The sequence below is a fragment of the Sphingomonas sp. BRN-1R genome, from assembly GCF_057748035.1.
On sequence record NZ_CM173236.1, the window covers coordinates 2,867,415 to 2,888,126 of the forward strand.

Annotated in this window: 23 protein-coding genes; 18 read left to right on the forward strand and 5 right to left on the reverse strand. The window is 67.0% G+C overall.

Annotated features, from left to right (window positions below; all coding sequences use genetic code 11):
* The first annotated feature begins 122 nt into the window (after positions 1 to 122).
* The 6 genes from leuC (at position 123) to AC3ANX_RS13315 (ending at position 5,267) form a co-directional block, all read left to right on the forward strand.
* Entirely contained in the window at positions 123 to 1,562 is a 1,440-nt protein-coding gene (leuC, locus tag AC3ANX_RS13290; protein WP_488333743.1) for a 3-isopropylmalate dehydratase large subunit, read from the forward strand.
* Between the two features lie 173 nt (positions 1,563 to 1,735).
* A complete protein-coding gene (leuD, locus tag AC3ANX_RS13295) occupies positions 1,736 to 2,341 on the forward strand; it encodes a 3-isopropylmalate dehydratase small subunit (RefSeq protein ID WP_488333744.1) in 606 nt (201 codons plus the stop codon).
* A gap of 75 nt (positions 2,342 to 2,416) precedes the next feature.
* Positions 2,417 to 2,740 carry a DUF1476 domain-containing protein gene (locus AC3ANX_RS13300; RefSeq protein ID WP_488333745.1) on the forward strand — a complete coding sequence of 108 codons (324 nt, stop codon included), beginning with the start codon at positions 2,417 to 2,419 and terminating at the stop codon, positions 2,738 to 2,740.
* A 1-nt stretch (position 2,741) separates the two neighbouring features.
* Complete coding sequence (locus AC3ANX_RS13305; RefSeq protein ID WP_488333746.1) at positions 2,742 to 2,975, forward strand: BolA/IbaG family iron-sulfur metabolism protein; 234 nt, start codon at positions 2,742 to 2,744, stop codon at positions 2,973 to 2,975.
* 12 nt (positions 2,976 to 2,987) lie between these two features.
* Complete coding sequence (gene grxD, locus AC3ANX_RS13310; protein WP_488333747.1) at positions 2,988 to 3,320, forward strand: Grx4 family monothiol glutaredoxin; 333 nt, start codon at positions 2,988 to 2,990, stop codon at positions 3,318 to 3,320.
* Between the two features lie 294 nt (positions 3,321 to 3,614).
* The gene (locus AC3ANX_RS13315) at positions 3,615 to 5,267 is read left to right on the forward strand and encodes a thiamine pyrophosphate-binding protein (RefSeq protein ID WP_488333748.1); all 1,653 of its coding nucleotides are present in this window, start codon (positions 3,615 to 3,617) and stop codon (positions 5,265 to 5,267) included.
* Between the two features lie 185 nt (positions 5,268 to 5,452).
* Here AC3ANX_RS13315 and AC3ANX_RS13320 read toward each other — a convergent pair whose 3' ends face one another.
* Positions 5,453 to 5,623, reverse strand: coding sequence for a CsbD family protein (locus tag AC3ANX_RS13320; RefSeq protein ID WP_488333749.1), 171 nt, complete (start codon positions 5,621 to 5,623; stop codon positions 5,453 to 5,455).
* Between the two features lie 108 nt (positions 5,624 to 5,731).
* On the reverse strand, positions 5,732 to 6,736 hold the full coding sequence (gene thiS / locus AC3ANX_RS13325) for a sulfur carrier protein ThiS (protein ID WP_488333750.1): 1,005 nt from the start codon (positions 6,734 to 6,736) through the stop codon (positions 5,732 to 5,734).
* A 165-nt stretch (positions 6,737 to 6,901) separates the two neighbouring features.
* Here thiS and aroQ point away from each other — a divergent pair, with 165 nt between their 5' ends.
* From aroQ to arsC, 5 genes are all read left to right on the forward strand, one after another.
* Positions 6,902 to 7,336, forward strand: a complete 435-nt coding sequence (aroQ, locus tag AC3ANX_RS13330) for a type II 3-dehydroquinate dehydratase (protein ID WP_488333751.1) — start codon at positions 6,902 to 6,904, stop codon at positions 7,334 to 7,336.
* A gap of 48 nt (positions 7,337 to 7,384) precedes the next feature.
* Positions 7,385 to 7,873, forward strand: a complete 489-nt coding sequence (gene accB / locus AC3ANX_RS13335; protein WP_488333752.1) for an acetyl-CoA carboxylase biotin carboxyl carrier protein — start codon at positions 7,385 to 7,387, stop codon at positions 7,871 to 7,873.
* A 1-nt stretch (position 7,874) separates the two neighbouring features.
* Positions 7,875 to 9,233 carry an acetyl-CoA carboxylase biotin carboxylase subunit gene (gene accC, locus AC3ANX_RS13340; protein WP_488333753.1) on the forward strand — a complete coding sequence of 453 codons (1,359 nt, stop codon included), beginning with the start codon at positions 7,875 to 7,877 and terminating at the stop codon, positions 9,231 to 9,233.
* Positions 9,234 to 9,565: 332 nt separating this feature from the next.
* A complete protein-coding gene (locus AC3ANX_RS13345; protein ID WP_488333754.1) occupies positions 9,566 to 10,804 on the forward strand; it encodes an MFS transporter in 1,239 nt (412 codons plus the stop codon).
* The gene (gene arsC / locus AC3ANX_RS13350) at positions 10,801 to 11,145 is read left to right on the forward strand and encodes an arsenate reductase (glutaredoxin) (protein WP_488333755.1); all 345 of its coding nucleotides are present in this window, start codon (positions 10,801 to 10,803) and stop codon (positions 11,143 to 11,145) included. The genes AC3ANX_RS13345 and arsC overlap by 4 nt, the downstream gene beginning before the upstream one ends.
* 79 nt (positions 11,146 to 11,224) lie before the next feature.
* Here arsC and AC3ANX_RS13355 read toward each other — a convergent pair whose 3' ends face one another.
* From AC3ANX_RS13355 to AC3ANX_RS13365, 3 genes are read right to left on the reverse strand one after another with little or no spacing between them, the layout of a single operon-like run.
* Positions 11,225 to 11,398 (reverse strand): YegP family protein, encoded by a 174-nt coding sequence (locus tag AC3ANX_RS13355; protein ID WP_488333756.1) that lies wholly within the window; start codon positions 11,396 to 11,398, stop codon positions 11,225 to 11,227.
* 43 nt (positions 11,399 to 11,441) lie between these two features.
* On the reverse strand, positions 11,442 to 12,530 hold the full coding sequence (locus AC3ANX_RS13360) for an NAD(P)/FAD-dependent oxidoreductase (RefSeq protein WP_488333757.1): 1,089 nt from the start codon (positions 12,528 to 12,530) through the stop codon (positions 11,442 to 11,444).
* Positions 12,530 to 13,477 carry an alpha/beta hydrolase gene (locus AC3ANX_RS13365; protein WP_488333758.1) on the reverse strand — a complete coding sequence of 316 codons (948 nt, stop codon included), beginning with the start codon at positions 13,475 to 13,477 and terminating at the stop codon, positions 12,530 to 12,532. Before AC3ANX_RS13365 ends, AC3ANX_RS13360 begins: the two co-directional genes overlap by 1 nt.
* Before the next feature lie 48 nt (positions 13,478 to 13,525).
* Between AC3ANX_RS13365 and AC3ANX_RS13370 the strand changes: the two genes are divergently transcribed.
* The 7 genes from AC3ANX_RS13370 to AC3ANX_RS13400 are packed head-to-tail and all read left to right on the forward strand — an operon-like array spanning position 13,526 to position 20,601.
* Positions 13,526 to 14,005: an A24 family peptidase gene (locus AC3ANX_RS13370; RefSeq protein ID WP_488333759.1), complete on the forward strand. Its 480-nt coding sequence runs from the start codon at positions 13,526 to 13,528 to the stop codon at positions 14,003 to 14,005.
* 33 nt (positions 14,006 to 14,038) lie between these two features.
* Complete coding sequence (gene cpaB / locus AC3ANX_RS13375) at positions 14,039 to 15,040, forward strand: Flp pilus assembly protein CpaB (protein WP_488333760.1); 1,002 nt, start codon at positions 14,039 to 14,041, stop codon at positions 15,038 to 15,040.
* Position 15,041: 1 nt separating this feature from the next.
* On the forward strand, positions 15,042 to 16,631 hold the full coding sequence (locus AC3ANX_RS13380) for a type II and III secretion system protein family protein (protein WP_488333761.1): 1,590 nt from the start codon (positions 15,042 to 15,044) through the stop codon (positions 16,629 to 16,631).
* Between the two features lie 23 nt (positions 16,632 to 16,654).
* Complete coding sequence (locus tag AC3ANX_RS13385) at positions 16,655 to 17,284, forward strand: CpaD family pilus assembly protein (RefSeq protein ID WP_488333762.1); 630 nt, start codon at positions 16,655 to 16,657, stop codon at positions 17,282 to 17,284.
* Positions 17,281 to 18,567: a CpaE/TadZ family protein gene (locus AC3ANX_RS13390; RefSeq protein ID WP_488333763.1), complete on the forward strand. Its 1,287-nt coding sequence runs from the start codon at positions 17,281 to 17,283 to the stop codon at positions 18,565 to 18,567. Before AC3ANX_RS13385 ends, AC3ANX_RS13390 begins: the two co-directional genes overlap by 4 nt.
* A gap of 36 nt (positions 18,568 to 18,603) precedes the next feature.
* Complete coding sequence (locus AC3ANX_RS13395; protein WP_488333764.1) at positions 18,604 to 19,578, forward strand: type II secretion system F family protein; 975 nt, start codon at positions 18,604 to 18,606, stop codon at positions 19,576 to 19,578.
* A 24-nt stretch (positions 19,579 to 19,602) separates the two neighbouring features.
* Positions 19,603 to 20,601 (forward strand): type II secretion system F family protein, encoded by a 999-nt coding sequence (locus AC3ANX_RS13400; RefSeq protein WP_488333765.1) that lies wholly within the window; start codon positions 19,603 to 19,605, stop codon positions 20,599 to 20,601.
* The last annotated feature ends 111 nt before the right edge of the window (positions 20,602 to 20,712 follow it).

A 20,712-nucleotide genomic window follows, 5' to 3' on the forward strand; every position in this document is an offset into this window, starting at 1 on the left:
CGCATCATCCCGAATATGGCGCACCCACATGATGTGGTAAACGCCACATCAACGCACGGCCGCGCAACGAACATGCAGCGAAAGGTTGCAGCCGCGCATCAAATGGTTAAAGCGCGAGCATCATGGCTAATCCGCAGACGCTGTACGAAAAAATCTGGAACGCTCATGTCGTGGAGAAGCGCGACGACGGCACGTGCCTCATCTATATCGACCGTCATCTCGTCCATGAGGTGACGAGCCCCCAGGCGTTTGCCGGGCTTCGCGCCAACGGCCGCTGCGTGCGCCGTCCCGACCTTACGCTTGCGGTGCCCGACCACAATCTGCCGACCACGCCACGCCGCGATGCCGAGGGCCATCGCCTGCCGATCGCCGATGCGGAGAGCGCGCAGCAGCTCGACATGCTCGAGCGCAACACCGCCGAGTTCGGCATCGACTATATCGACGCGACCGCGCCCGAACAGGGCATCGTCCATGTCGTCGGCCCCGAACAGGGCTTCACGCTCCCCGGCACGACGCTCGTCTGCGGCGACAGCCACACATCGGCGCACGGTGCGATCGGCGCGCTGGCGTTCGGCATCGGCACGTCCGAGGTCGAGCATGTCCTCGCCACGCAGACGCTGCTGCTGACCCCGTCCAAGACGATGGAGGTCCGCATCGACGGCGCGCTCGGCGCGGGCGTGACCGCGAAGGACGTGATCCTCCACGTCATCGGCAGGATCGGCGCGGCGGGCGGCACCGGCTATGTGATCGAATATACCGGCTCGACGATCCGCGACCTGTCGGTCGAGGGGCGGCTGACCATCGCCAACATGTCGATCGAGGGCGGCGCGCGCGCCGGCCTGATCGCCCCCGACGAGACGACGTTCGCCTATCTGAAGGACCGGCCGATGGCGCCCAAGGGCGCGGCATGGGACGCGGCGGTCGCCTATTGGAAGACGCTGCCGAGCGACGCGGGCGCGGTGTACGACCGCACCGTGCTGATCGACGCGGGCGCGATCGCGCCATCGCTCACCTGGGGAACCAGCCCCGAGGACGTCGTGCCGATCACCGGCACCGTGCCCGATCCGATGAGCTTCGCCGATCCGTCCAAGCAGGTCGCCGCGCAGAAGTCGCTCGATTATATGGGCCTCACCCCCGGCACGCCGATGGCCGAGGTGCCCGTGCAGCACGTCTTCATCGGCAGCTGCACCAACAGCCGCATCGAGGATCTGCGCGCCGCCGCCGCCGTTGCGGGTGGCCGCCACGTCGCCGAGGGCGTGCGCGCTTTGGTCGTGCCGGGCTCCGGCCTCGTCAAGCGGCAGGCTGAGGCGGAGGGGCTCGACCGCATCTTCGTCGACGCCGGGTTCGAATGGCGCGAGCCGGGCTGTTCGATGTGTCTGGCGATGAACCCGGACAAGGTGCCGGCCGGCGAACGCTGCGCTTCCACCTCGAACCGCAATTTTGTCGGGCGGCAGGGGCCGGGTGCGCGCACGCATCTGGTGTCACCCGCAATGGCGGCGGCCGCCGCGATCAACGGCCGATTGAGCGACGTCCGCGAATTCGCATTGGGGAAACAGGCATGAAGCGCGCACTTATCCTGCTCATCATGGGCACCATCGTCAGCGGCGTCGCCGCTTATGCCGCGACCGCGCGGCCGATCCGCGCCGCGACGATGGTCGGCGAGCGCTGATACGCCGGGTGGCGGCGGTGTAAAGCCTGCCGACACGCCCATGACATTACGCGAAGGCACGATCCGATGAAGCCCGTCACCCAAGTCTCCGGCCGCGCCTATCCGTGGGGCGCGAAGAATATCGACACCGACGTCATCATTCCCGCGCACTGGCTCAAGACGGTCACGCGCGAGGGGCTGGGCAAAGGTGCGTTCGAGACGGTGCGTGCAGAGAGCGGCAACATCTTCGACGATCCGCGCTATGCCGGCAGCCCCGTGCTGATCGCGGGCGACAATTTCGGTTGCGGATCGAGCCGCGAGCATGCCGCCTGGGCGCTCGCCGATCTCGGCATCACCGCCGTGATCGCGCCGAGCTTTTCCGACATCTTCTCGGGGAACGCTTTCAAGAACGGCATCGTCACCGTCGTGCTGCCGCAGGACGCGATCGACCGGCTTATCGAGGTGGCGAAGACCGACACCGTGACGGTCGATCTCGAGACGATGACCGTCACCACCCCGTTCCAGGACCGCTTTCCCTTCAAGCTCGATCCGTTTCGCCGCCAGTGCCTGATGGAAGGGCTGGACGAAGTCGGGCTGACGCTGGCGCGTGATGCGGCGATCTCCGGCTACGAGGCGGGGCTTGCGCAGAGCCGGCCGTGGATGGCGGGCGAGCGTTTCCGCCCGAGCGCCTGACACGGCACCGTTGCGCAGGCGCACCGGCTTCCCTATCTCCTAAGCCACAGTTTCAGGCCCGAGGGGAAGCGCCAGATGACCACTTTCGACGAACGCGAGCGCGCGTTCGAAGCGAAATTCGCCCGTGACGAGGAAGTCGCGTTTCGTATCCACGCGCGGCGCAACCGCCTGCTCGGCTATTGGGCGGCGGATCTGATGAAGCTGACCAAGGAGGAGGCGGACACCTACGCCACCTCGGTCGTGCATGCCGATTTCGAGGAGGGTGGCGACGACGACATGGTGCGCAAGCTGCTCGGCGATCTCACCGCCGCGCAGGTCGAGTGCGACGAGGCGCTGGTGCGCCGCGCGATCGACGAGCGCACCGTCGAGGCGCGCCGCCAGCTGCTGGCGTCCGAATAACATGCCGATGGCCGCGCATGAGATCGAGGCGCTGATCGTCGCCGCGATCCCCGACGCCAGGGTCGAGATGACCGATCTCGCCGGCGACAACGACCATTGGGCCGCGCGCGTGACCAGCGAGACGTTTCGCGGCCTGCCCCGCGTGAAGCAGCAGCGTGCCGTCTATGCCGCGCTCGGCGAGCGTATGGGCGGCGTGCTCCATGCGCTTCAGCTTACCACCGCCGTTCCAGAGTGAAGGAAACCCGTAATGACTGACGAAACCCAGGCCCGTCTGGCCGAGATGGTCGGCAAGAGCGACGTTCTGCTGTTCATGAAGGGCAGCCCGCTGTTCCCGCAGTGCGGCTTCTCCAGCCGTGCCGTCGCGATCCTCAACCATGTCGGTGTCGAGTTCGACAGCGTCGACGTGTTGCAGGATCAGGGCGTGCGGCAGGGCATCAAGCAGTTCTCCGACTGGCCGACCATCCCGCAGCTCTACGTCAAGGGCGAGTTCGTCGGCGGGTCGGATATCATGATGGAAATGTACGAAAGCGGCGAGCTGTCGCAGTTGCTGACCGATGCGGGTCTGGTGAAAGCCGCCTGAGCGATTCGGCGCGTCGCGCCCGGCAGCTTTGCCGGGTGCGGACGGGCCGACGCGAGATCGGGGGGGCAGCATCGGCCCGTCCTGCTGAAGCGTTTCCGCTTGGCTGCCTCTATCATTGCAGGGCTCGTGCCAGTTTCCTGAAGTGGCGGAATTGCTGGGGTTTTCGGAACGCGCCGCGATTTCGGACGAGGCGAGTGTAAGCGTTTCCGACACGCGCCGACCCCCGACTTTCGCCGAAGACGAGCGGACGCAACCGGCTTCGACAAGCGCATTGCGAGCCGCTACCTTGCCCGCATGACCACCCTCCCCACGCTCCGTACCGGCGGGCGCATCCTCGTGGACCAGTTGCTCGCGCAAGGCTGCGACCGGATCTTCACCGTCCCCGGCGAAAGTTTCCTCGCCGTTCTCGACGCGCTTCATGATACGCCTGCGATCGACCTGGTGGTGTGTCGGCAGGAAGGCGGCGTCGGCTTCATGGCGTGTGCGGATGGTGCGCTGACCGGCCGCCCCGGCGTCGCCTTCGTCACGCGCGGGCCGGGCGCGACCAACGCATCGATCGGCGTGCATGTCGCTCGCCAGGACAGCCAGCCGATGATCCTGTTCATCGGCGATGTCGATCGCGCCACGCGCGACCGCGAGGCGTTTCAGGAGATCAACTTCGAGGCGATGTTCGCGCCGGTCGCCAAATGGGCCGCGCGGATCGACGATGCGCGCCGCATCCCCGAATATGTCGCGCGCGCGTACGCCGTCGCAATGAACGGGCGACCCGGCCCGGTCGTGCTCGCGCTGCCTGAGGACATGCTCAAGGATGTCGTGGAAGCGGTCGACCGGCCGCGCGTCGAGCCACTCGCGCAAGGCTGCGACGAAGCGGCGATCGATCAGTTGTGCGACCTGCTCGTCACCGCCGAACGCCCGCTCGCGATCGTCGGTGGCGCAGGGTGGGACGTCAACGCCTCGGTGACGTTCGCCGATTGGGCGGCCCGGGTCGGGTTACCGGTGGCGGCGGCGTTCCGGCGGCAGGATGCCATCGCCAACGATTGCCCGGTCTATGCCGGCAACCTCGGCTACGGCCCCAACCCGAAGCTGGTCGCGCGCGTGCAGGCGGCCGATCTGCTGATCGTCGTCGGCCCGCGGCTCGGCGAGGCGACCACCGATGGCTACACGCTCATCACCCCCGATTATCCCGGCCAGCGGCTCGTCCATATTCACCCGGACGCGAGCGAACTCGGCATGACCTATCGCACCGATCTCGCGATTTGCGCGACCATGGCGGCGTTCACCGAGGCGCTGCTGCTTGCGGACGGCCCGCGCCACCCCGCCGGAGCGGAGGCGCATGCGCAGTACCGCGCATGGTCGACACCGGCGCCGCGCGCCGACCTCACACTCGATCTCGCGCTGTGCGTCGCGGCGATGCGCGAGCGGATGCCGGCGGATACGATCATCTGCAACGGCGCGGGCAATTACAGCGGCTGGTGGCATCGCTACTGGCGCTACACCGGGCCGGTGAGCCAGCTCGCCCCCACCGCCGGGGCGATGGGCTATGGCGTGCCCGCCGCCACCGCCGCCGCTTTGCGCCACCCGGAACGGCGCGTGGTGGCGCTCGCGGGCGACGGCTGTTTCCTGATGAACGGGCAGGAACTCGCCACCGCCGTCGCGCACGGCGCGGACATGCTGGTGCTGGTGATCGACAATGGCGGCTACGGCACGATCCGCATGCATCAGGAGCGCGACTATCCCGGCCGGGTGAGCGGCACGCGGTTGCACAACCCCGACTTCGCCGCACTCGCGCGGGCCTATGGCTGCTGGGCGGAGACGGTCGAGATCACCGAGGCGTTCGCGCCCGCGCTGGAGCGCGCACTCGCCGCGCCGGGCGTGAAGCTGCTCCACCTCAAGACCCAGATGCGCGCGATCACCGCCGGAGCGATGCTGCCGGAGGGGACCATCTGACCGACCTTATGCTGATCCCCGGCGAGGGCCAGGTCCAGTTACGAAACGCGGCTAAACGGATGCTACGCTCCGTTACGACTCCTTCTCCAACTGGCGCCCGGCCTTCGCCGGAGACCAGAACGCGCCATATAAAAAGCCGCCCCGGTTTCCCGGGACGGCGCACTCTCCTGCAACTCTCGCGGCGGTCAGATGTCGTCGCCGAGCAGTCCTTTGACCTTGCCCTTGAGCTGCTGGCCCTTGCCGGTCGCTTCCTGATCGGCGCCTTCGGCTTGCGTTACGGGATCGTCGCTCTGCTGCTTGGCCTTGCCGAGCGCTTCGTTCACGTTGCCTTTGATCTTGTCGACGAGTTCACCCATGACGGAATCTCCTGTCGGTTGCCGCATCATCGCAAGTGCGAGACGCTACCTGTTGGAAAGAACGGGCAAGGCCCGCACTTGTTCCATGTGGGTGATCGAGGTTAAGCCTCAGATCAGCCCCGACAGGGGGCTCGACGGATCGGCGTAGCGGCGCTTGCCCATGCGCCCGGCGAGATAGGCAAGCCGCCCCGCCTCGACACCCGCCTTCATCGCCGCCGCCATCATGATCGGGTCCTTCGCCTCGGCGATCGCGGTATTCATCAGCACGCCGTCGCAGCCGAGCTCCATCGCCGCCGCCGCATCCGATGCGGTGCCTACGCCGGCATCGACCAGCACCGGCACGCCCGCGCCTTCGACGATCAGCCGGATCGTCACCTGGTTCTGGATGCCCAGCCCCGATCCGATCGGCGCGCCCAGCGGCATGATCGCGACCGCGCCGGCATTCTCCAGCCGCTTCGCCGCGATCGGATCGTCCACGCAATAGACCATCGGCAGGAAGCCTTCCTTGGCGAGCACCTCGGTCGCGCGCAGCGTCTCGACCATGTCGGGGTAGAGCGTCTTGGCCTCGCCCAGCACTTCGAGCTTCACCAGATCCCAGCCGCCTGCCTCGCGCGCGAGGCGCAACGTGCGGATCGCCGATTCGGCATCGAAGCAGCCGGCCGTGTTGGGCAGATACGTCACCTTCTTGGGGTCGATATAGTCGGTCAGCATCGGTGCCTTGGGGTCCGACACATTGACGCGGCGCACCGCGACCGTGACGATCTCGGCTCCGCTCGCTTCCAGCGCGGCGGCGTTCTGTGCGAAATCCTTGTACTTGCCGGTGCCGACGATCAGCCGCGAGCGGAAGGTGCGCCCCGCCACCGTCCACGTATCCGCCGCAACCGGGGCGGCGTGGTCGCCACCCCCGACGAAATGCACGATCTCCAGCTCGTCGCCATCCTCGACCAATACATCCTTCAGCGTCGAGCGCGGCACCACCGACAGGTTGCGTTCGACCGCGACCTTCTCGGGCAGCAGCCCCATGTCCGCGGCGAGATCCGCGATCGTCAGCCCGGCGCGGATGCGGCGATGCTCGCCGTTAATCGTGATCGAAAGGGTTCCGTCTGTGTGCATATCGATTCCTGCGTTACATGCCGCGCGGCGCGAAGCCCCTGTGCCGCTCGCCCCCCGCGAAGTCGAGACGCTGTGCCAAGCGTCTCGACTTCGCGGGGGCCGAGCGGGTAAGGGTGGCGGCAACGATATAGGCGCGCGCCTCGCACCCGCAAACGAAAGTCCGAGATGCCCGACACCATCTTCGTCCTCAACGGCCCGAACCTCAACCTGCTCGGCACGCGCGAGCCCGAGATCTACGGGCACGAGACGCTCGACGACATCGCCGGCATGCTTGAGGACCGCGCGCGCGAGCTCGATCTGTCGGTCGACGTGCGCCAGTCGAACCACGAGGGGCATCTGGTCGACTGGCTGCACGAGGCGCAGGCGACGGGCGCGAAGGCGGTGCTGCTCAACGCCGGTGCGCATACTCACACCTCCATCGCGATCCATGATGCGGTCAAGGGCATTAGAACGCCGGTGATCGAGGTGCATCTGTCGAACCCGCATACGCGCGAGGCGTTTCGCCACAAAAGCTATGTCGGCATGGCGGCAAAGGGCACGGTGGCGGGTTTCGGAGCGCTTTCCTACATGCTGGCGCTTGAAGCGGCGGCGCGGTTCTGACAGGACGCGCCGTTAAATTCAGCGCAAGAACAGGATAGCAGGGGTCGTATGACCGAGAACACCACCAACGATGCCATGCGGATCGACGTCGATCTGGTCCGCCAGCTCGCCGAGATGCTGGACGCGACCGATCTGACCGAGATCGAAGTCGAGGACGGCGACCGCAAGATCCGCATCGCGCGCAAGGCGCCCGCCGTGGCCGCCGCGCCGATGCAATATGCCGCGCCGACCGCACCCGCCCCAGCGCTCGCACCCGCGCTGTCCGCGCCGGCCGAGATCGTCGCCTCACCCGCAGCCGTCGCGGCGAACGCGGTCAAGTCGCCGATGGTCGGCACCGTCTATCTCTCGGCCGAGCCGGGCGCGAAGGCGTTCGTGTCGGTCGGCGACAAGGTGGCGGCGGGCGACACGCTGCTGATCGTCGAGGCGATGAAGGTGATGAACCCGATCACCGCCGCGTCGGCCGGCACGGTCAAGGCGGTGCTGGTCGAGAACGGCCAGCCGGTCGAATTCGATCAGCCGCTGGTGGTCGTAGAGTAACATGCCCGAAATCAAGAAGCTGCTGATCGCCAATCGCGGCGAGATCGCGCTGCGTATCCACCGCGCGTGCCATGAAATGGGCATCCAGACGGTCGCGGTGCATTCCACCGCCGATGCCGATGCGATGCACGTTCGGCTCGCCGATCAGGCGATCTGCATCGGCCCGCCGTCGGCGGCGGAGAGCTATCTCAACATTCCCAACATCATCTCGGCAGCCGAGATTTCGGGTGCGGACGCGATCCACCCCGGTTACGGCTTCCTGTCGGAGAACGCCAAGTTCGCCGAGATCGTCGAGGCGCATGGACTGATCTTCGTCGGGCCGAAGCCCGAACATATCCGCACGATGGGCGACAAGGTCGAGGCGAAGCGGACGGCGGGCGCGCTCGGCCTGCCGCTGGTGCCGGGCTCGGACGGCGCGATCAGCGATATCGAGGAAGCGCGCCGCGTCGCGGACCGGATCGGCTACCCGGTCATCATCAAGGCGGCGTCGGGCGGCGGCGGGCGCGGCATGAAGGTGTGCGCCAGCGAGGACGAGCTGGAAACGCTGATGCAGCAGGCCGGCAGCGAGGCTAAGGCCGCGTTCGGTGATGCCACCGTCTATCTCGAAAAGTACCTCGGCAATCCGCGCCACATCGAATTCCAGGTGTTCGGCGACGGCAACGGCAATGCGATCCATCTGGGCGAGCGCGACTGTTCGCTCCAGCGCCGCCACCAGAAGGTGCTGGAGGAGGCCCCCTCGCCCGTCCTCGGCCCCGAGGATCGCGCACGGATGGGCGGCATCGTCGCCAAGGCGATGGCCGACATGGCCTATCGCGGTGCGGGCACGATCGAATTCCTGTGGGAAGACGGCGAGTTCTACTTCATCGAGATGAACACGCGGCTCCAGGTCGAACATCCCGTCACCGAAGCGATCACCGGCATGGATCTGGTGCGCGAGCAGATCCGCATCGCCGAGGGCCATCCGCTGTCGGTCGCCCAAGACGAGCTGGAGTTTCGCGGACATGCGATCGAATGCCGCATCAACGCCGAGGATCCGCGCACGTTCGCGCCTTCGCCGGGCAAGGTCGACTATTTCCACGCGCCGGGCGGCATGCACGTCCGCGTCGATAGCGGGCTGTACGCCGGCTATCGTATCCCGCCCTATTACGATTCGATGATCGCCAAGCTGATCGTCTATGGCCGCACCCGCGAGGGCTGCCTGATGCGCCTGCGCCGCGCGCTCGAGGAGTTCGTGATCGACGGCGTCAAGACGACGATCCCGCTGCACCAGGCGCTGCTCGACGATCCCGAGTTCCAGGCCGGCGACTATACGATCAAGTGGCTTGAGGAATGGCTCGCGCGGCCTGAGAATCAGGGCTGATCTGATCCCCGGCGAACGCCGCGGCCCAGTTGGGGGACGGTGATAAGGGCGATGAGTCGTACCACCGCTTTTGCTACCGTCATCGAAACCGTGAGACGTTCGCGGTTATCCGAACGCGCGACACACTTCGTCACCCCGGACGTGTTCCGGGGTCCACAGCGCCGCAAACGCCTGCCTTGAAGTGTGTCGAACCGTGGATGCCGGAACACGTCCGGCATGACGAAGGGTGTTTCACAAGCCCTCGGCTTCGCCCGGGGCGAACGAAGGGCGGCGCGGGGTTGCTTAACCGCATCGCCGCTCCCTAAGGTGCGCGCCGACCCGGAGAACACGACATGGCCGTCATCGCCGACCTGAAGGCGCTCACCCCCGCGCAGAAAAGCTCGATCTGGGCGAGCTATCTCGGCTGGACGCTCGACGCGTTCGATTTCTTCCTGATGGTGTTCATGTTCTCGGCGGTGGCGAAGGAGTTCGGCACCGACGTGAAGACCACCGCCGAGGCGACGTTCTTCACGCTCGCCGCGCGGCCGTTCGGCGCGTTCGTGTTCGGGCTCGCCGCCGATCGCTTCGGCAGGCGGCCGGTGATGATGATCGTCATCCTCGCCTTCTCGGCCTTTTCGGTGCTGTCGGCGTTCGCGTGGAGCCTCACCTCGCTGTTCGTCATCCGCTTCCTGTTCGGCTTCGCGATGGGCGGCGAATGGGGCATCGGCGCGAGTCTGGTGATGGAGAGCATTCCCGCCAAGATGCGCGGCTTCGTCTCCGGGCTGCTGCAATCGGGCTACCCATCGGGCTATTTCCTCGCCAGCCTCGTGTTCTTCCTGTTGTTCGACCGGATCGGCTGGCGCGGCATGTTCCTCGTCGGGGTGATCCCGGCGATCCTTGTTTTCCTGATCCGCATGCATGTCGAAGAAAGCCCGGCCTATGAAGCGCTAGCGAAGAAGCCACGCGTCAACCCGATCGCCGCGCTCACAAGCAACTGGCGGATCGCGCTGTACCTCGTCGTGCTGATGGCGGGGTTCAACTTCCTCAGCCACGGCACGCAGGATGTGTATCCGACCTTCCTCAAGGTCCAGCACCACCTCTCGACGCAGACGGCGGGACTGATCGCGATGGTGATGAACGCGGGCGCGATCGTCGGCGGGATCGGCTTCGGCATCTGGTCCGAGCGGATCGGGCGCAAGCGCGCGATCATCATCGCTTCGCTGTGTGCGCTGCCGGTCATCCCGCTCTGGGCGTTTTCGGTGACGCCGCTGATGCTGGCCGCGGGTGCGTTCCTGATGCAGGTCGCGGTGCAGGGCGCATGGGGGATCGTGCCGGTCCATCTCAACGAGCTGTCGCCGGCGGCGGTGCGCGGCATGTTCCCGGGCTTTGCCTATCAGCTCGGCAATCTGATCGCCGCGCGAAATGCCGTGATTCAGGCCGACATCGCCGAGCGCCACGGTGGCGACTACGGGCTCGCGCTGGCGATGGTGGCGGGGATCACCGTGGTCGTGATTGTCATCTGGACCGCGATCGGCCCCGAGCGGCGCGACGTGGACTTCGTCAAGGAAGCGGAAGGGCAGCAAACGGCATGAAGGCGACGATCTGGCACAATCCGCGTTGCGGCACCTCGCGCAATACGTTGGCGATCCTTCAGGAGACGCCGGGCGTGGAGGTCGAGGTGGTCGAGTATCTCAAGACCCCGCCGACGCGCGACACGCTCGCCGCGCTGTATGCGAGGGCGGGAATGCGCCCGGCCGACGGCGTGCGGGCCAAGGAGGCGACCGATCGCGGGCTCGATGTGGCGACGATGACCGACGATCAGGTGCTCGACGCAATGATGGCCGAGCCGATCCTGATCCAGCGCCCATTGGTCGAGACCGACAAGGGCGTGGTGCTGGCGCGCCCGCCTGAGGCGGTTCGCGCGATCCTGTGAGCGAGACTATGTGTCCCCGCGAAGGCGGGGACCCAGTCTGGGCTCCCGCCTTCGCGGGAGCACATTCGGTGACGCCGGCTTACGCCTCCTCGATCTCCGCACCCGGTCCGTTCTTGATCACCGAGGCGATCGCGTTGCGCGCGGCGACCTTGCTCGAATAGCCCTCGGTCCAGAAGATCACTTCGCCGTTATATTTGAACTTGGCGACATACTCGCCGGCCTTGTTCTGCTCGATTACGAATTTGTGCGCCATGTCGATCTCCGTCTGAACCGCGCGAGGTTAGCCGCGCTCATACTCACACGCCAGCGAAACGATCGGGCGCGTAGCGGGCCGGATCGATCGTCGCGACGATCGGATCGGGCGCAGCGCCCAGCAACAGCCCGGCCGCCAGCGCGGCAGCGGCGGGCGCGGTCTGGATGCCGAAACCACCCTGGCCTGCGCACCAGAAGAACCCCGGCACGCGCGCGTCGAAGCCATAGACCGGCAGCCGATCGGGCGCGAAGCTGCGTAAGCCCGCCCAGCGCCGTTCGACCTTGACCACGCGCCAGCCGACCACCCGCTCGAACCGATCGATCGCCAGCGCCACGTCGATCTCCTCGGGCTGCGCATCGCAAGGCAGTGTCGCGGTCTCGTCATGCGGGCTGAGCCACAGTCGCCCGTCGGCGGCGGGCTTAAAATAGAAGCCTCCAGAAATGTCGACGACCAGCGGCAGGTCGGCGGGTGCGGGCGGATCGGTCAGCAACTGGACGACGGTGCGGCGGTACGGCTGCACGCCGATTGGCACGGCCCCGGCCATCGCCGCAACGGGATCGGCCCAGGCGCCGGCGGCGTCGACGAGGATATCCGCGCGGTAGGTCGTATCGCCGGCGACGATCGACCAGCCCGCCGCGTCGCGGGTCGCCGCGTGCAACGGCGCACCCGTCACCAGCATCGCCCCGGCGCGCCGTGCGGTGGCGAGATATGCGGCATGAAGCGCAGCGACGTCGATCGCGGCGGTGCTCGGCTCGGCGACACCGAGCGACCAGTCCGGGTTCAGCCCGGCAATATGCGTGGCCGGGTTGGTGCGATCGAGCGCGATGCCGCTGCCCGCGAACGCCGCGACAAAGGCGTGGATCGCCGCCGCATCGCTCCCGCGCCCGATGTGCAGCGCACCGCAGGGCGCAAGCAACCCGCCCGCGCGCAACACCGGCCCCGAGGCGGTGGTGAGCGGCTGAACGCCGGGACCGCCATAGGTTTCGGACCAGAACGCCGCCGATCGCCCGGTGGCGTGATAGCCGGGCGCGTCCTCCCCCTCGATCAACAGCACGCGCGCGCGGTCGCCGATCGCAGCGGCGAGACTCGCGCCCGCCATGCCGGCGCCGACGATCGCGATATCGTGGCGCATCACGCGCGCACCGTCAGCCGATCCGACAAAAACGCGTCGATCTCACCGAGCGCGCGGTCCCGCACCGCATCGACTTCGCGCAGAATCTCATGCGCCGATTCGCGTCCGAAGCGCACCACGCGTGCATCGGGCAGCTTTGCGGCGATGCGTCGCGCTGCGCGGGCGGAAACGAGCTTGTCGTGATCCGCCACCAGCATCAGCATCGGCACGCGCACGCCGGCAAGCCGCGAATCGGACCGCATCGCCCGGGTCGAGGCGAACGCTTCGATCAGCCAGCGCCAGCTCGGCGGGCCGAGCAGCAGGTCTGGCTGCGCTGTCTGCCAGTAGATTTCGTCGGCATAGCGTTCGTCGTCATGCGTGAGCAGCGCCTGCCGTGTCTCGGTGGTGGCGGGGATTTCGTTGCCACGCCACGCCTGTCGCGCGGGGTCGCCGATCCGCCCGAACGCGCGCGCGCCCCATTCGCCCAGCCCCGCCCCGATCGGGCTGTTGAGCCCCAGCATCGGCGCGACCAGCACCGCCGCATCGGGCGAAATCGCACCCTCCGCAATCGCACGGAGGACAAGATGCCCGCCCATCGAATGGCCGATCGCGACGCGCGGGGCGATGGCAGCCGCGCTCCACATCTGCCAAAACCGTTCGAAATCCGCGACGTAGAGTGCGAAGCTCTCGATATGGCCGACCCGCGCATTGGGTGAGCATCGCCCCGACCCGCCCTGCCCGCGCCAGTCGAACGCGGTGACCGACCAGCCCTTCGCGTGCCAGTGCGCGAGCGTCTCCAGATATTTCTCGAACACGTCGCCGCGCCCGGCCTGGAACAGGATGCTCCCGCACGCCGTGCCGTCGGCCGGCCAGTCGAACCGCCGCAGCATCCAGCCGTCCGCCGCGCGCCAGCGGCTCACCGTCGCGCCGGCCGGGATCGCTCGGCGATAGAGTTGCGGGGCCAGCATCGCGCTTGGTTACTTTTTTGAAAGCCAATCCGTCTAGGAACTTTTCCGATGGGTGGGACCGAAATCTTGGCATTGCTGCCATGCGCGCTCGCGCTGCTCCTGGTGTGGGCGGGGATCGAGGACGCGCGCACCCGCGAGATCGCCAATTGGAAGAACCTCGCCATCGCGCTGCTCGCGCCCGCCTGGTGGTGGGCGAGCGGCATGGCGGCGTGGCCCGACATGGTGATCCAGCTCGGCGTCGCGGCGCTGGTGTTCGCGGTGTTCTGCGGCGCGTTCGCCTGCGGGTGGATGGGTGGCGGCGACGTCAAGATGATCGGCGCGCTTGGCCTGTGGTTCCCGCTGCCGGTGCTGGTGTGGATGCTGGTGGTGATGTCGATCGCCGGCGGCGTGCTGACCGTGCTGATGCTGTTCGACCGCGGCGCGCGGCGCGGTGGCGAGATCGAGGTGCCCTACGGCGTCGCGATCGCCTTCGCCGCTTTGCTCGCGCTGCGTGAACTGCATCTTAACCACTCTCCTATAATGGTTTGAGCCGGATTTTAGCCGGGCGTCGAAAGGCCTGAGATGAACAGTCGCAAGTTGATATTGCTGGTGAGTGCGCTGCTGGTCGCCGCCGTCACGGCGTTCATGGCACGCAGCCTGATGGTCGGCGCGCCTGCGCCGCAAGCGGGCGCGGTGGTCGTCGCGGCGCCGGTCAACGGCCCCGAGGTGCTCGTCGCGACCCGCGCGCTGCCGATCGGCACGATCCTCGATGCGACGGCGGTCAAATACCAGCCGTGGCCGAAGGAACTGGTCGAGAACGCCTATTTCCTCCACCAAGGCGGCTTCGATCCCAAGACGCTTCAGGGCACGGTGGTGCGCAACGCGATCACCGCCGGGCAGCCGATCACGCAGGGCGCGCTGGTCAAGCCGGGCGATCGCGGCTTCCTCGCCGCAGCCCTCGGGCCGGGCATGCGCGCGGTGACGGTGCCGGTGTCGCAGCAGAGCGGCGTCGCCGGCTTCGTGTTCCCGGGCGACCGTATCGATCTGGTGCTGACGCAGAGCGTCGTCGGCGGTGGCGATGGCGCCCCGCTCAAGGTCGCGGAGACGGTGATGCGCAACGTCCGCGTCCTCGCCACCGATCAGCGCACCGACAATACGGTCGACGAGAACGGCAAGACGCAGGTCCGCACCTTCTCGATGGTGACGCTCGAGGCGACGCCCAAGATGGCCGAGCAGATCGCGGTCGTGCAGACGCTCGGCTCGCTGTCGCTGTCGCTGCGCAGCCTTGCGGACAATCAGCAGGAACTCGAACAGGCGATCGCCAGCGGCGATGTGAGCGTGCCGAACGGCAACGACCCGAAAGCCGAGAAGGCGATGATGGTCAAGGTCGCGGGCCAGCCTTCGGCAGGCGCTTCGTCCTTCGAAACGGGTGCCGACGTGTCGCGCTTCCAGCGCCGCACCGTGCCCGGCAAGCCGATCGATGCAAGCACGCCGGCCGGTGCCGCGCAGCTCGCGAAAGGCCCGATCGTTCGGGTCGCCCGGGGGAATGCCGTGACGGATGTCGCGGTTGGGGGGAAGAAGTAAGATGCGCACTCTGTCGAAGTCGATCGGTTGGCCGCTGGCCGTCGCGCTGGCGGCGGGGGCCGCCACCGCCGCCCCGTACAAGCGCCCCGCAGCACCCCGGCGCACCGCGCCCACCGCCGCACCGAGCACGGTGTTGCAGGTGAGCACCGGCCGCGGCCGCCTCATCAACCTGCCCCGCCCGATCACCGACGTGTTCGTCGCGAGCGACGCGATCGCCGACGTGCAGGTCCGCTCGCCCACGCAGATCTACATCTTCGGCAAGGGCGCGGGCGAGACCACCGTCTCGGCAACCGGTGCGGGTGGCGGCGTCGTCTATGCGGCGACGGTGCGGGTCGGCAACAACTTCGACACCATCCAGCAGATGCTCAACATGGCAATGCCGGATGCGCACATCACCGCGACGACGATGAACGGCCTTGTGCTGCTCACCGGCTCGATCGCGAGCCCCGGCGACGGCGCCGAGGCGGAGCGGCTGGTGCAATCCTATGTCGGCGACAGCGTGAAGGTGCTGTCGCGGCTGAAGACCGCAACGCCGCTTCAGGTCAATCTACAGGTGCGTTTCGCCGAGGTGGCGCGCAGCTTCGTCAAGAACATCGGCGTCAATCTCACGACGTACGACAAGGCGGGCGGTTTCCAGTTCGGTTTGGGCCAGGGTCGCGGCGCTGCCACGCAATATACCGTCGGGGGGGGGCTGTTCACCGGGGGCACCACCGCGAGCACCGGCAGCAGCCTCCTCACCACCGCCGCCACCGGCACAACGGTCGGCATAGCCGGGCATCTACTGGGGCTCGATCTGCTCTCCTCGCTCGATCTGGGCGAGACGGACGGTCAGGTGACGACGCTCGCCAACCCGAACCTCACCGCGCTGTCGGGCGAAACCGGCACCTTCCTCGCCGGCGGTGAAATCCCGATCCCGATCAGCCAGGGCCTCGGCGCGGTTTCGGTCGAGTACAAGCAGTACGGCGTCAGCCTCGCCTATACGCCGACGGTGCTGTCCGATGGGCGCATCTCGCTGCGTGTCCGCCCGGAAGTGTCGCAGCTCACCTCCGAAGGCGCTGTGACGATCAGCGGCGTGACCATCCCGGCGCTCAGCACCAGGCGTGCGGAGACGACGGTCGAGCTGGGTTCGGGTCAGAGCTTCATGATCGCCGGGTTGCTCCAGAACGATCACAACAACTCGATCACCAAGGCACCCGGTGTCGGCGACATGCCCGTGCTCGGCGCGCTATTCCGCTCGAACGCGTTCAAGCGCAACGAGACCGAACTGGTGATCGTCATCACTCCGTATCTCGTCAAGCCGGTCGACGCGAACCAGATCGTGCTGCCGACCGACGGCTACAAGGCACCGACCGATCTCAACCAGATCCTGTTCGGCCAGTTGGGCGGCGGCACCACCGGCGCGCAGCGGCCCAAGCCGAGCATGGCGGCCCCGGTCACGCAGCCCGCACTCGGCGCAGTGGCGCCGGTGCCGGCCGCACCGCCGCAACAGCCCGGCATGCCCGTCGCGCCCGCCGATCGGGCGCAGGCCGTGGCCGAACCACGCGCGCACAAGCCCGCCGCAGCGGTCGCGCCCGGCTTCGACACAAACTGATGCTCTCTCGCAAGGACTTCACCATGCGCAAACATTGGACCCTGATCGCGGCCCTCGCCCCGGCGCTGGCGCTCGGCGCGTGCACGGGCACGCAGAACCGCGGGCTCGAATCGGTTCACCAGCCGGTCGTCTCGCAGACCGACTACGTGTTCGACGTCGCGACCGCCGGCAAGGGGCTTGCCCCCGGCGAGGCACAGCGGCTCGCGGGCTGGATGGCGTCGCTGCGGCTCGGCTATGGCGACCATGTCGCGCTTGAAGACCCCAACGGCTATGCCGTCGCCGCGCATGACCAGATCGCCGCGCAGGTCGCACGCTACGGCCTGCTGCTCGCCGACGATGCGCCCGCCACCGATGCACCGCCCGCCGCGGGCACGCTGCGCCTGGTGGTCAGCCGCATGAAGGCGACCGTGCCGGGCTGCCCGGATTTCAGCCGCGTCGGCCAGCCTGATTTCGAGAACCATACCGGCTCCAACCAGGGCTGCGCGATCAACGCGAACCTCGCCGCGATGGTCGCCAATCCGATGGATCTCGTCCACGGCCAGCAGGGCGGCACCCTGATCGACACCGCCTCGGCAACCAAGGCGATCCAGTCCTTCCGCAAGACCGCACCGACCGGCGAAGGTGGCCTCAAGGCAGGGAGCAGCACGAAATGAACGCGCCTTTCAGTTTGAGCAAGATCGGGCTGCGCGATCCCTTCGTCGCCTATGTCTGCGACGAGAACACCGCCGACACGATCCGCAGCGTCGCCTCGGAAATGGGCTGGTCGCCCGAGAAGGTGAACAAGGGAGGCTTGCGCAACGCGGTCCAGTCGCTCTCGGTCTCGGCAAGCCCGCAGATCCTGCTGGTCGATCTGTCGGAAAGCGGCGATCCGCTCAACGACATCAACGCGCTTGCCGAGGTGTGCGAGCCCGGCACCGTCGTGATCGCGGCGGGGCAGGTCAACGACGTGCGGCTGTACCGCGATCTCGTCGTCAGCGGCATCCAGGATTATCTGCTCAAACCGCTGAACCCGGCCATGCTGCGCGAGGCGTTCACGCATGCGCAGGCGATCTTCAACGCGCCCAAGGTGACCGAGGATGTCGGCGGACGTCCGCACTGCGCGACCGCGTTCATCGGTACGCGCGGCGGCGTCGGCGCCTCCACGCTCGCCACCTCGATGGCGTGGCTGATGAGCCAGCGCGGCCCCCGCAACACCGCGATCCTTGATCTCGACGTGCATTTCGGCACCGGCGCGCTCGCGCTCGATCTCGAACCCGGCCGCGGCCTGACCGACGCGATCGAAAACCCGAGCCGTATCGACGGGCTGTTCATCGAACGCGCGATGGTCAAGGCGGGCGAGAACCTGTCGGTGCTGTCGGCGGAAGCGCCGATCAACGCGCCGATCATGACCGATGGCTCCGCCTTCTATCAGTTGCAGGAGGAGATGCGGCTCGCCTTCGAATGCACCATCGTCGATCTGCCGCGCGGCATGCTGGTGCAGCATCCGCACCTCGTCGCCGAAATTCAGGTCGCGGTCGTCGTCACCGAGCTGACACTGGCATCGGCACGCGACACGATCCGCATCCTGTCGTGGCTGAAGTCGAATGCGCCGCAGACGCAGGTTTTCGTCGTCGCCAACAAGGTGCTGCCGGCCGCCGCGCTCGAGATCAGCCGCAAGGATTTCGAAGGGTCGATCGAACGCAAGATCGATATCCTGGTGCCCTACGACCAGAAGCTCGCCGCCCAGTCCGCCAAGCTCGGCAAGACCATGGGCGAGACCGGCAAGGGCTCCAAAACGCTCGCGCCGCTGATCGAGCTGACGACCACCATCATGGCGATCGGTGACAGCGAGGGTGCAGCGGAGCCCGGCCGCAAGAAGAAGGCCAAGGGCGATTCGCTCCTCGGCAAGTTCGGCGACCTTAAGGGCATGCTGCCCAAGCGCGCGCCCAAGAAGTGACCGCCATCCTGAACCACCGGAGCGATTGAAGCCGCGATGCAGACGATGCCGATCCTTGCCGTCGCCCTTGGCGCGATCGGCGTGCTGATCCTGATGGCGTTCGCGCTGACCGGGCCGTCGCCCGAGCGAGCGAGCGCGCGTCGGCTGTCGTCGGTGCGCGAACGGCACAGCGAAAACGCCTCGGCGCTCGCTGCGGTGCAGGCGCGCCGGATCTCCGCATCGCGTGGTAACAAGATGGATGCCGCGGCGATGCGCTTCCTGCCGCGCCCGGCCGCGCTCAAGAAGCGGCTGGCGATGACCGGCAAGACCTGGACGGTCGGTCAATACGGCATGGCGACGCTCATCCTGACCATCATCGTAGCGATCGCCCTCAAGATCGCCGGGCTACCGCTGTTCCTGTCGCTGCTGCTCGGTGTCGTCGTCGGCGCGGGACTGCCCCATAAGGTGGTCGGATTCTTCATCAAGAAGCGCATTGCCAAGTTCACCGTCAAGTTCCCCGACGCCATCGAACTGCTGGTGCGCGGTCTGCGCTCGGGCCTGCCGATCACCGAGACGATCGGCGTGGTCGCGCAGGAAGTCGACGGCCCGATCGGCGTCGAGTTCCGCTCGATCACCGACAAGATGCGGATCGGCCGCACGCTCGACGCGGCGCTTCAGGACACCGCCGACCGGCTCGGCACGCCCGAATTCCAGTTCTTCTGCATCACCATCGCGATCCAGCGCGAAACCGGCGGCAACCTTGCCGAGACGCTCGCCAACCTGGCGACGGTACTGCGCATGCGCAGCCAGATGAAGCTCAAGATCAAGGCGATGTCGTCCGAATCCAAGGCGTCGGCCTATATCGTCGGCGCGTTGCCGTTCATCGTCTTCGGCATGATCATGATGATCAACACCAGCTACATGCAGAGCTTCTTCACCGACCAGCGACTGATGGTCGCCGGCATCGGCGGGCTGCTGTGGATGGGCATCGGTGCCTTCATCATGGCCAAGATGGTCAACTTCGAAATCTAATCGTAAAGGCGCGCAGGGCAGATCATGGGACCAACAGCCGGACCAAAGATCCTCGGGGTCGACGTCTTCGCAGTGGCGACGCTGCTCGCGGCGGTGGCGGCGTGCGCGGTCCTGCTCGCCATCTATGCGGCGACCACCGTACGCGACCCTATGACGAAGCGCGTCAAGGCGCTCAACGACCGGCGCGAACAGCTGAAGGCGGGCATCACCGCATCGACCAAGCGGCGCGCCAAGCTCGTCACCAAGAACGAGACGACCGATCGTATCAAGACGATCCTGTCCTCGCTCAAGGTGTTGCAGGACAGTCAGGTCAAGGCCGCGCAGATCAAGCTGCTCCAGGCGGGCATCCGTTCGAAGGAATATGCGGTCGCGGTGATCTTCGGCCGGCTCGTGCTGCCGATCGTACTCGGCGGGCCGATGCTGTACTGGGTCTATGGCACCGACGCGTTCGCGACATGGTCGCCGCTCAAGGCCTATGGCGTCGTCGCGGTCACCTTCATCCTCGCGTACAAGGCGCCCGACCTCTACCTCAATAACACCATCAAAAAGCGTTCGGACGCGATCCGCAAGGGCCTGCCCGATGCGCTAGATCTGCTGGTGATCTGTGCCGAAGCGGGACTGACCGTCGACGCCGCGTTCGGCCGCGTTGCGCGCGAGCTCGGCAAGGCGTACCCCGAATTGGGTGATGAGTTCACGCTGACCGCGATTGAACTCGGATTCCTCTCCGAACGTCGTCAGGCGTTCGAGAACCTCGCCATGCGCGTGAAGCTCGATGCGGTGAAGGGTGTCGTTACGACGATGATTCAAACCGAGAAATACGGCACGCCGCTCGCTTCGGCGCTGCGCGTCCTCTCGGCCGAATTCCGCAACGAACGCATGATGCGCGCCGAGGAAAAGGCCGCGCGCCTGCCCGCGATCATGACCATTCCGCTGATCCTGTTCATCCTGCCGACGCTGTTCGTCGTCATCCTCGGGCCGGCGGCCTGCTCGATCTCGGACTCCTTCATCCACGGCGGACACTGAGCCCGAGTCCCGAAGCGGCGCAGATTCTCTGCGCCGCCGGCGGCGCGGCGGGGTTGCTACGCGGGGGCCGCACCGCCAGAGGAATGGTGATCATTCCTTTAAGGGTTCGCG

What these genes read in the sequence shown, in the direction of transcription:
- leuC (WP_488333743.1), top strand. Translation starts at nt 123, where the DNA reads ATGGCTAATCCGCAGACGCTGTACGAAAAAATCTGGAACGCTCATGTC.
- leuD (WP_488333744.1), top strand. Translation starts at nt 1,736, where the DNA reads ATGAAGCCCGTCACCCAAGTCTCCGGCCGCGCCTATCCGTGGGGCGCG.
- AC3ANX_RS13300 (WP_488333745.1), top strand. Translation starts at nt 2,417, where the DNA reads ATGACCACTTTCGACGAACGCGAGCGCGCGTTCGAAGCGAAATTCGCC.
- AC3ANX_RS13305 (WP_488333746.1), top strand. Translation starts at nt 2,742, where the DNA reads ATGCCGATGGCCGCGCATGAGATCGAGGCGCTGATCGTCGCCGCGATC.
- grxD (WP_488333747.1), top strand. Translation starts at nt 2,988, where the DNA reads ATGACTGACGAAACCCAGGCCCGTCTGGCCGAGATGGTCGGCAAGAGC.
- AC3ANX_RS13315 (WP_488333748.1), top strand. Translation starts at nt 3,615, where the DNA reads ATGACCACCCTCCCCACGCTCCGTACCGGCGGGCGCATCCTCGTGGAC.
- AC3ANX_RS13320 (WP_488333749.1), bottom strand. Translation starts at nt 5,623, where the DNA reads ATGGGTGAACTCGTCGACAAGATCAAAGGCAACGTGAACGAAGCGCTC.
- thiS (WP_488333750.1), bottom strand. Translation starts at nt 6,736, where the DNA reads ATGCACACAGACGGAACCCTTTCGATCACGATTAACGGCGAGCATCGC.
- aroQ (WP_488333751.1), top strand. Translation starts at nt 6,902, where the DNA reads ATGCCCGACACCATCTTCGTCCTCAACGGCCCGAACCTCAACCTGCTC.
- accB (WP_488333752.1), top strand. Translation starts at nt 7,385, where the DNA reads ATGACCGAGAACACCACCAACGATGCCATGCGGATCGACGTCGATCTG.
- accC (WP_488333753.1), top strand. Translation starts at nt 7,875, where the DNA reads ATGCCCGAAATCAAGAAGCTGCTGATCGCCAATCGCGGCGAGATCGCG.
- AC3ANX_RS13345 (WP_488333754.1), top strand. Translation starts at nt 9,566, where the DNA reads ATGGCCGTCATCGCCGACCTGAAGGCGCTCACCCCCGCGCAGAAAAGC.
- arsC (WP_488333755.1), top strand. Translation starts at nt 10,801, where the DNA reads ATGAAGGCGACGATCTGGCACAATCCGCGTTGCGGCACCTCGCGCAAT.
- AC3ANX_RS13355 (WP_488333756.1), bottom strand. Translation starts at nt 11,398, where the DNA reads ATGGCGCACAAATTCGTAATCGAGCAGAACAAGGCCGGCGAGTATGTC.
- AC3ANX_RS13360 (WP_488333757.1), bottom strand. Translation starts at nt 12,530, where the DNA reads ATGCGCCACGATATCGCGATCGTCGGCGCCGGCATGGCGGGCGCGAGT.
- AC3ANX_RS13365 (WP_488333758.1), bottom strand. Translation starts at nt 13,477, where the DNA reads ATGCTGGCCCCGCAACTCTATCGCCGAGCGATCCCGGCCGGCGCGACG.
- AC3ANX_RS13370 (WP_488333759.1), top strand. Translation starts at nt 13,526, where the DNA reads ATGGGTGGGACCGAAATCTTGGCATTGCTGCCATGCGCGCTCGCGCTG.
- cpaB (WP_488333760.1), top strand. Translation starts at nt 14,039, where the DNA reads ATGAACAGTCGCAAGTTGATATTGCTGGTGAGTGCGCTGCTGGTCGCC.
- AC3ANX_RS13380 (WP_488333761.1), top strand. Translation starts at nt 15,042, where the DNA reads ATGCGCACTCTGTCGAAGTCGATCGGTTGGCCGCTGGCCGTCGCGCTG.
- AC3ANX_RS13385 (WP_488333762.1), top strand. Translation starts at nt 16,655, where the DNA reads ATGCGCAAACATTGGACCCTGATCGCGGCCCTCGCCCCGGCGCTGGCG.
- AC3ANX_RS13390 (WP_488333763.1), top strand. Translation starts at nt 17,281, where the DNA reads ATGAACGCGCCTTTCAGTTTGAGCAAGATCGGGCTGCGCGATCCCTTC.
- AC3ANX_RS13395 (WP_488333764.1), top strand. Translation starts at nt 18,604, where the DNA reads ATGCAGACGATGCCGATCCTTGCCGTCGCCCTTGGCGCGATCGGCGTG.
- AC3ANX_RS13400 (WP_488333765.1), top strand. Translation starts at nt 19,603, where the DNA reads ATGGGACCAACAGCCGGACCAAAGATCCTCGGGGTCGACGTCTTCGCA.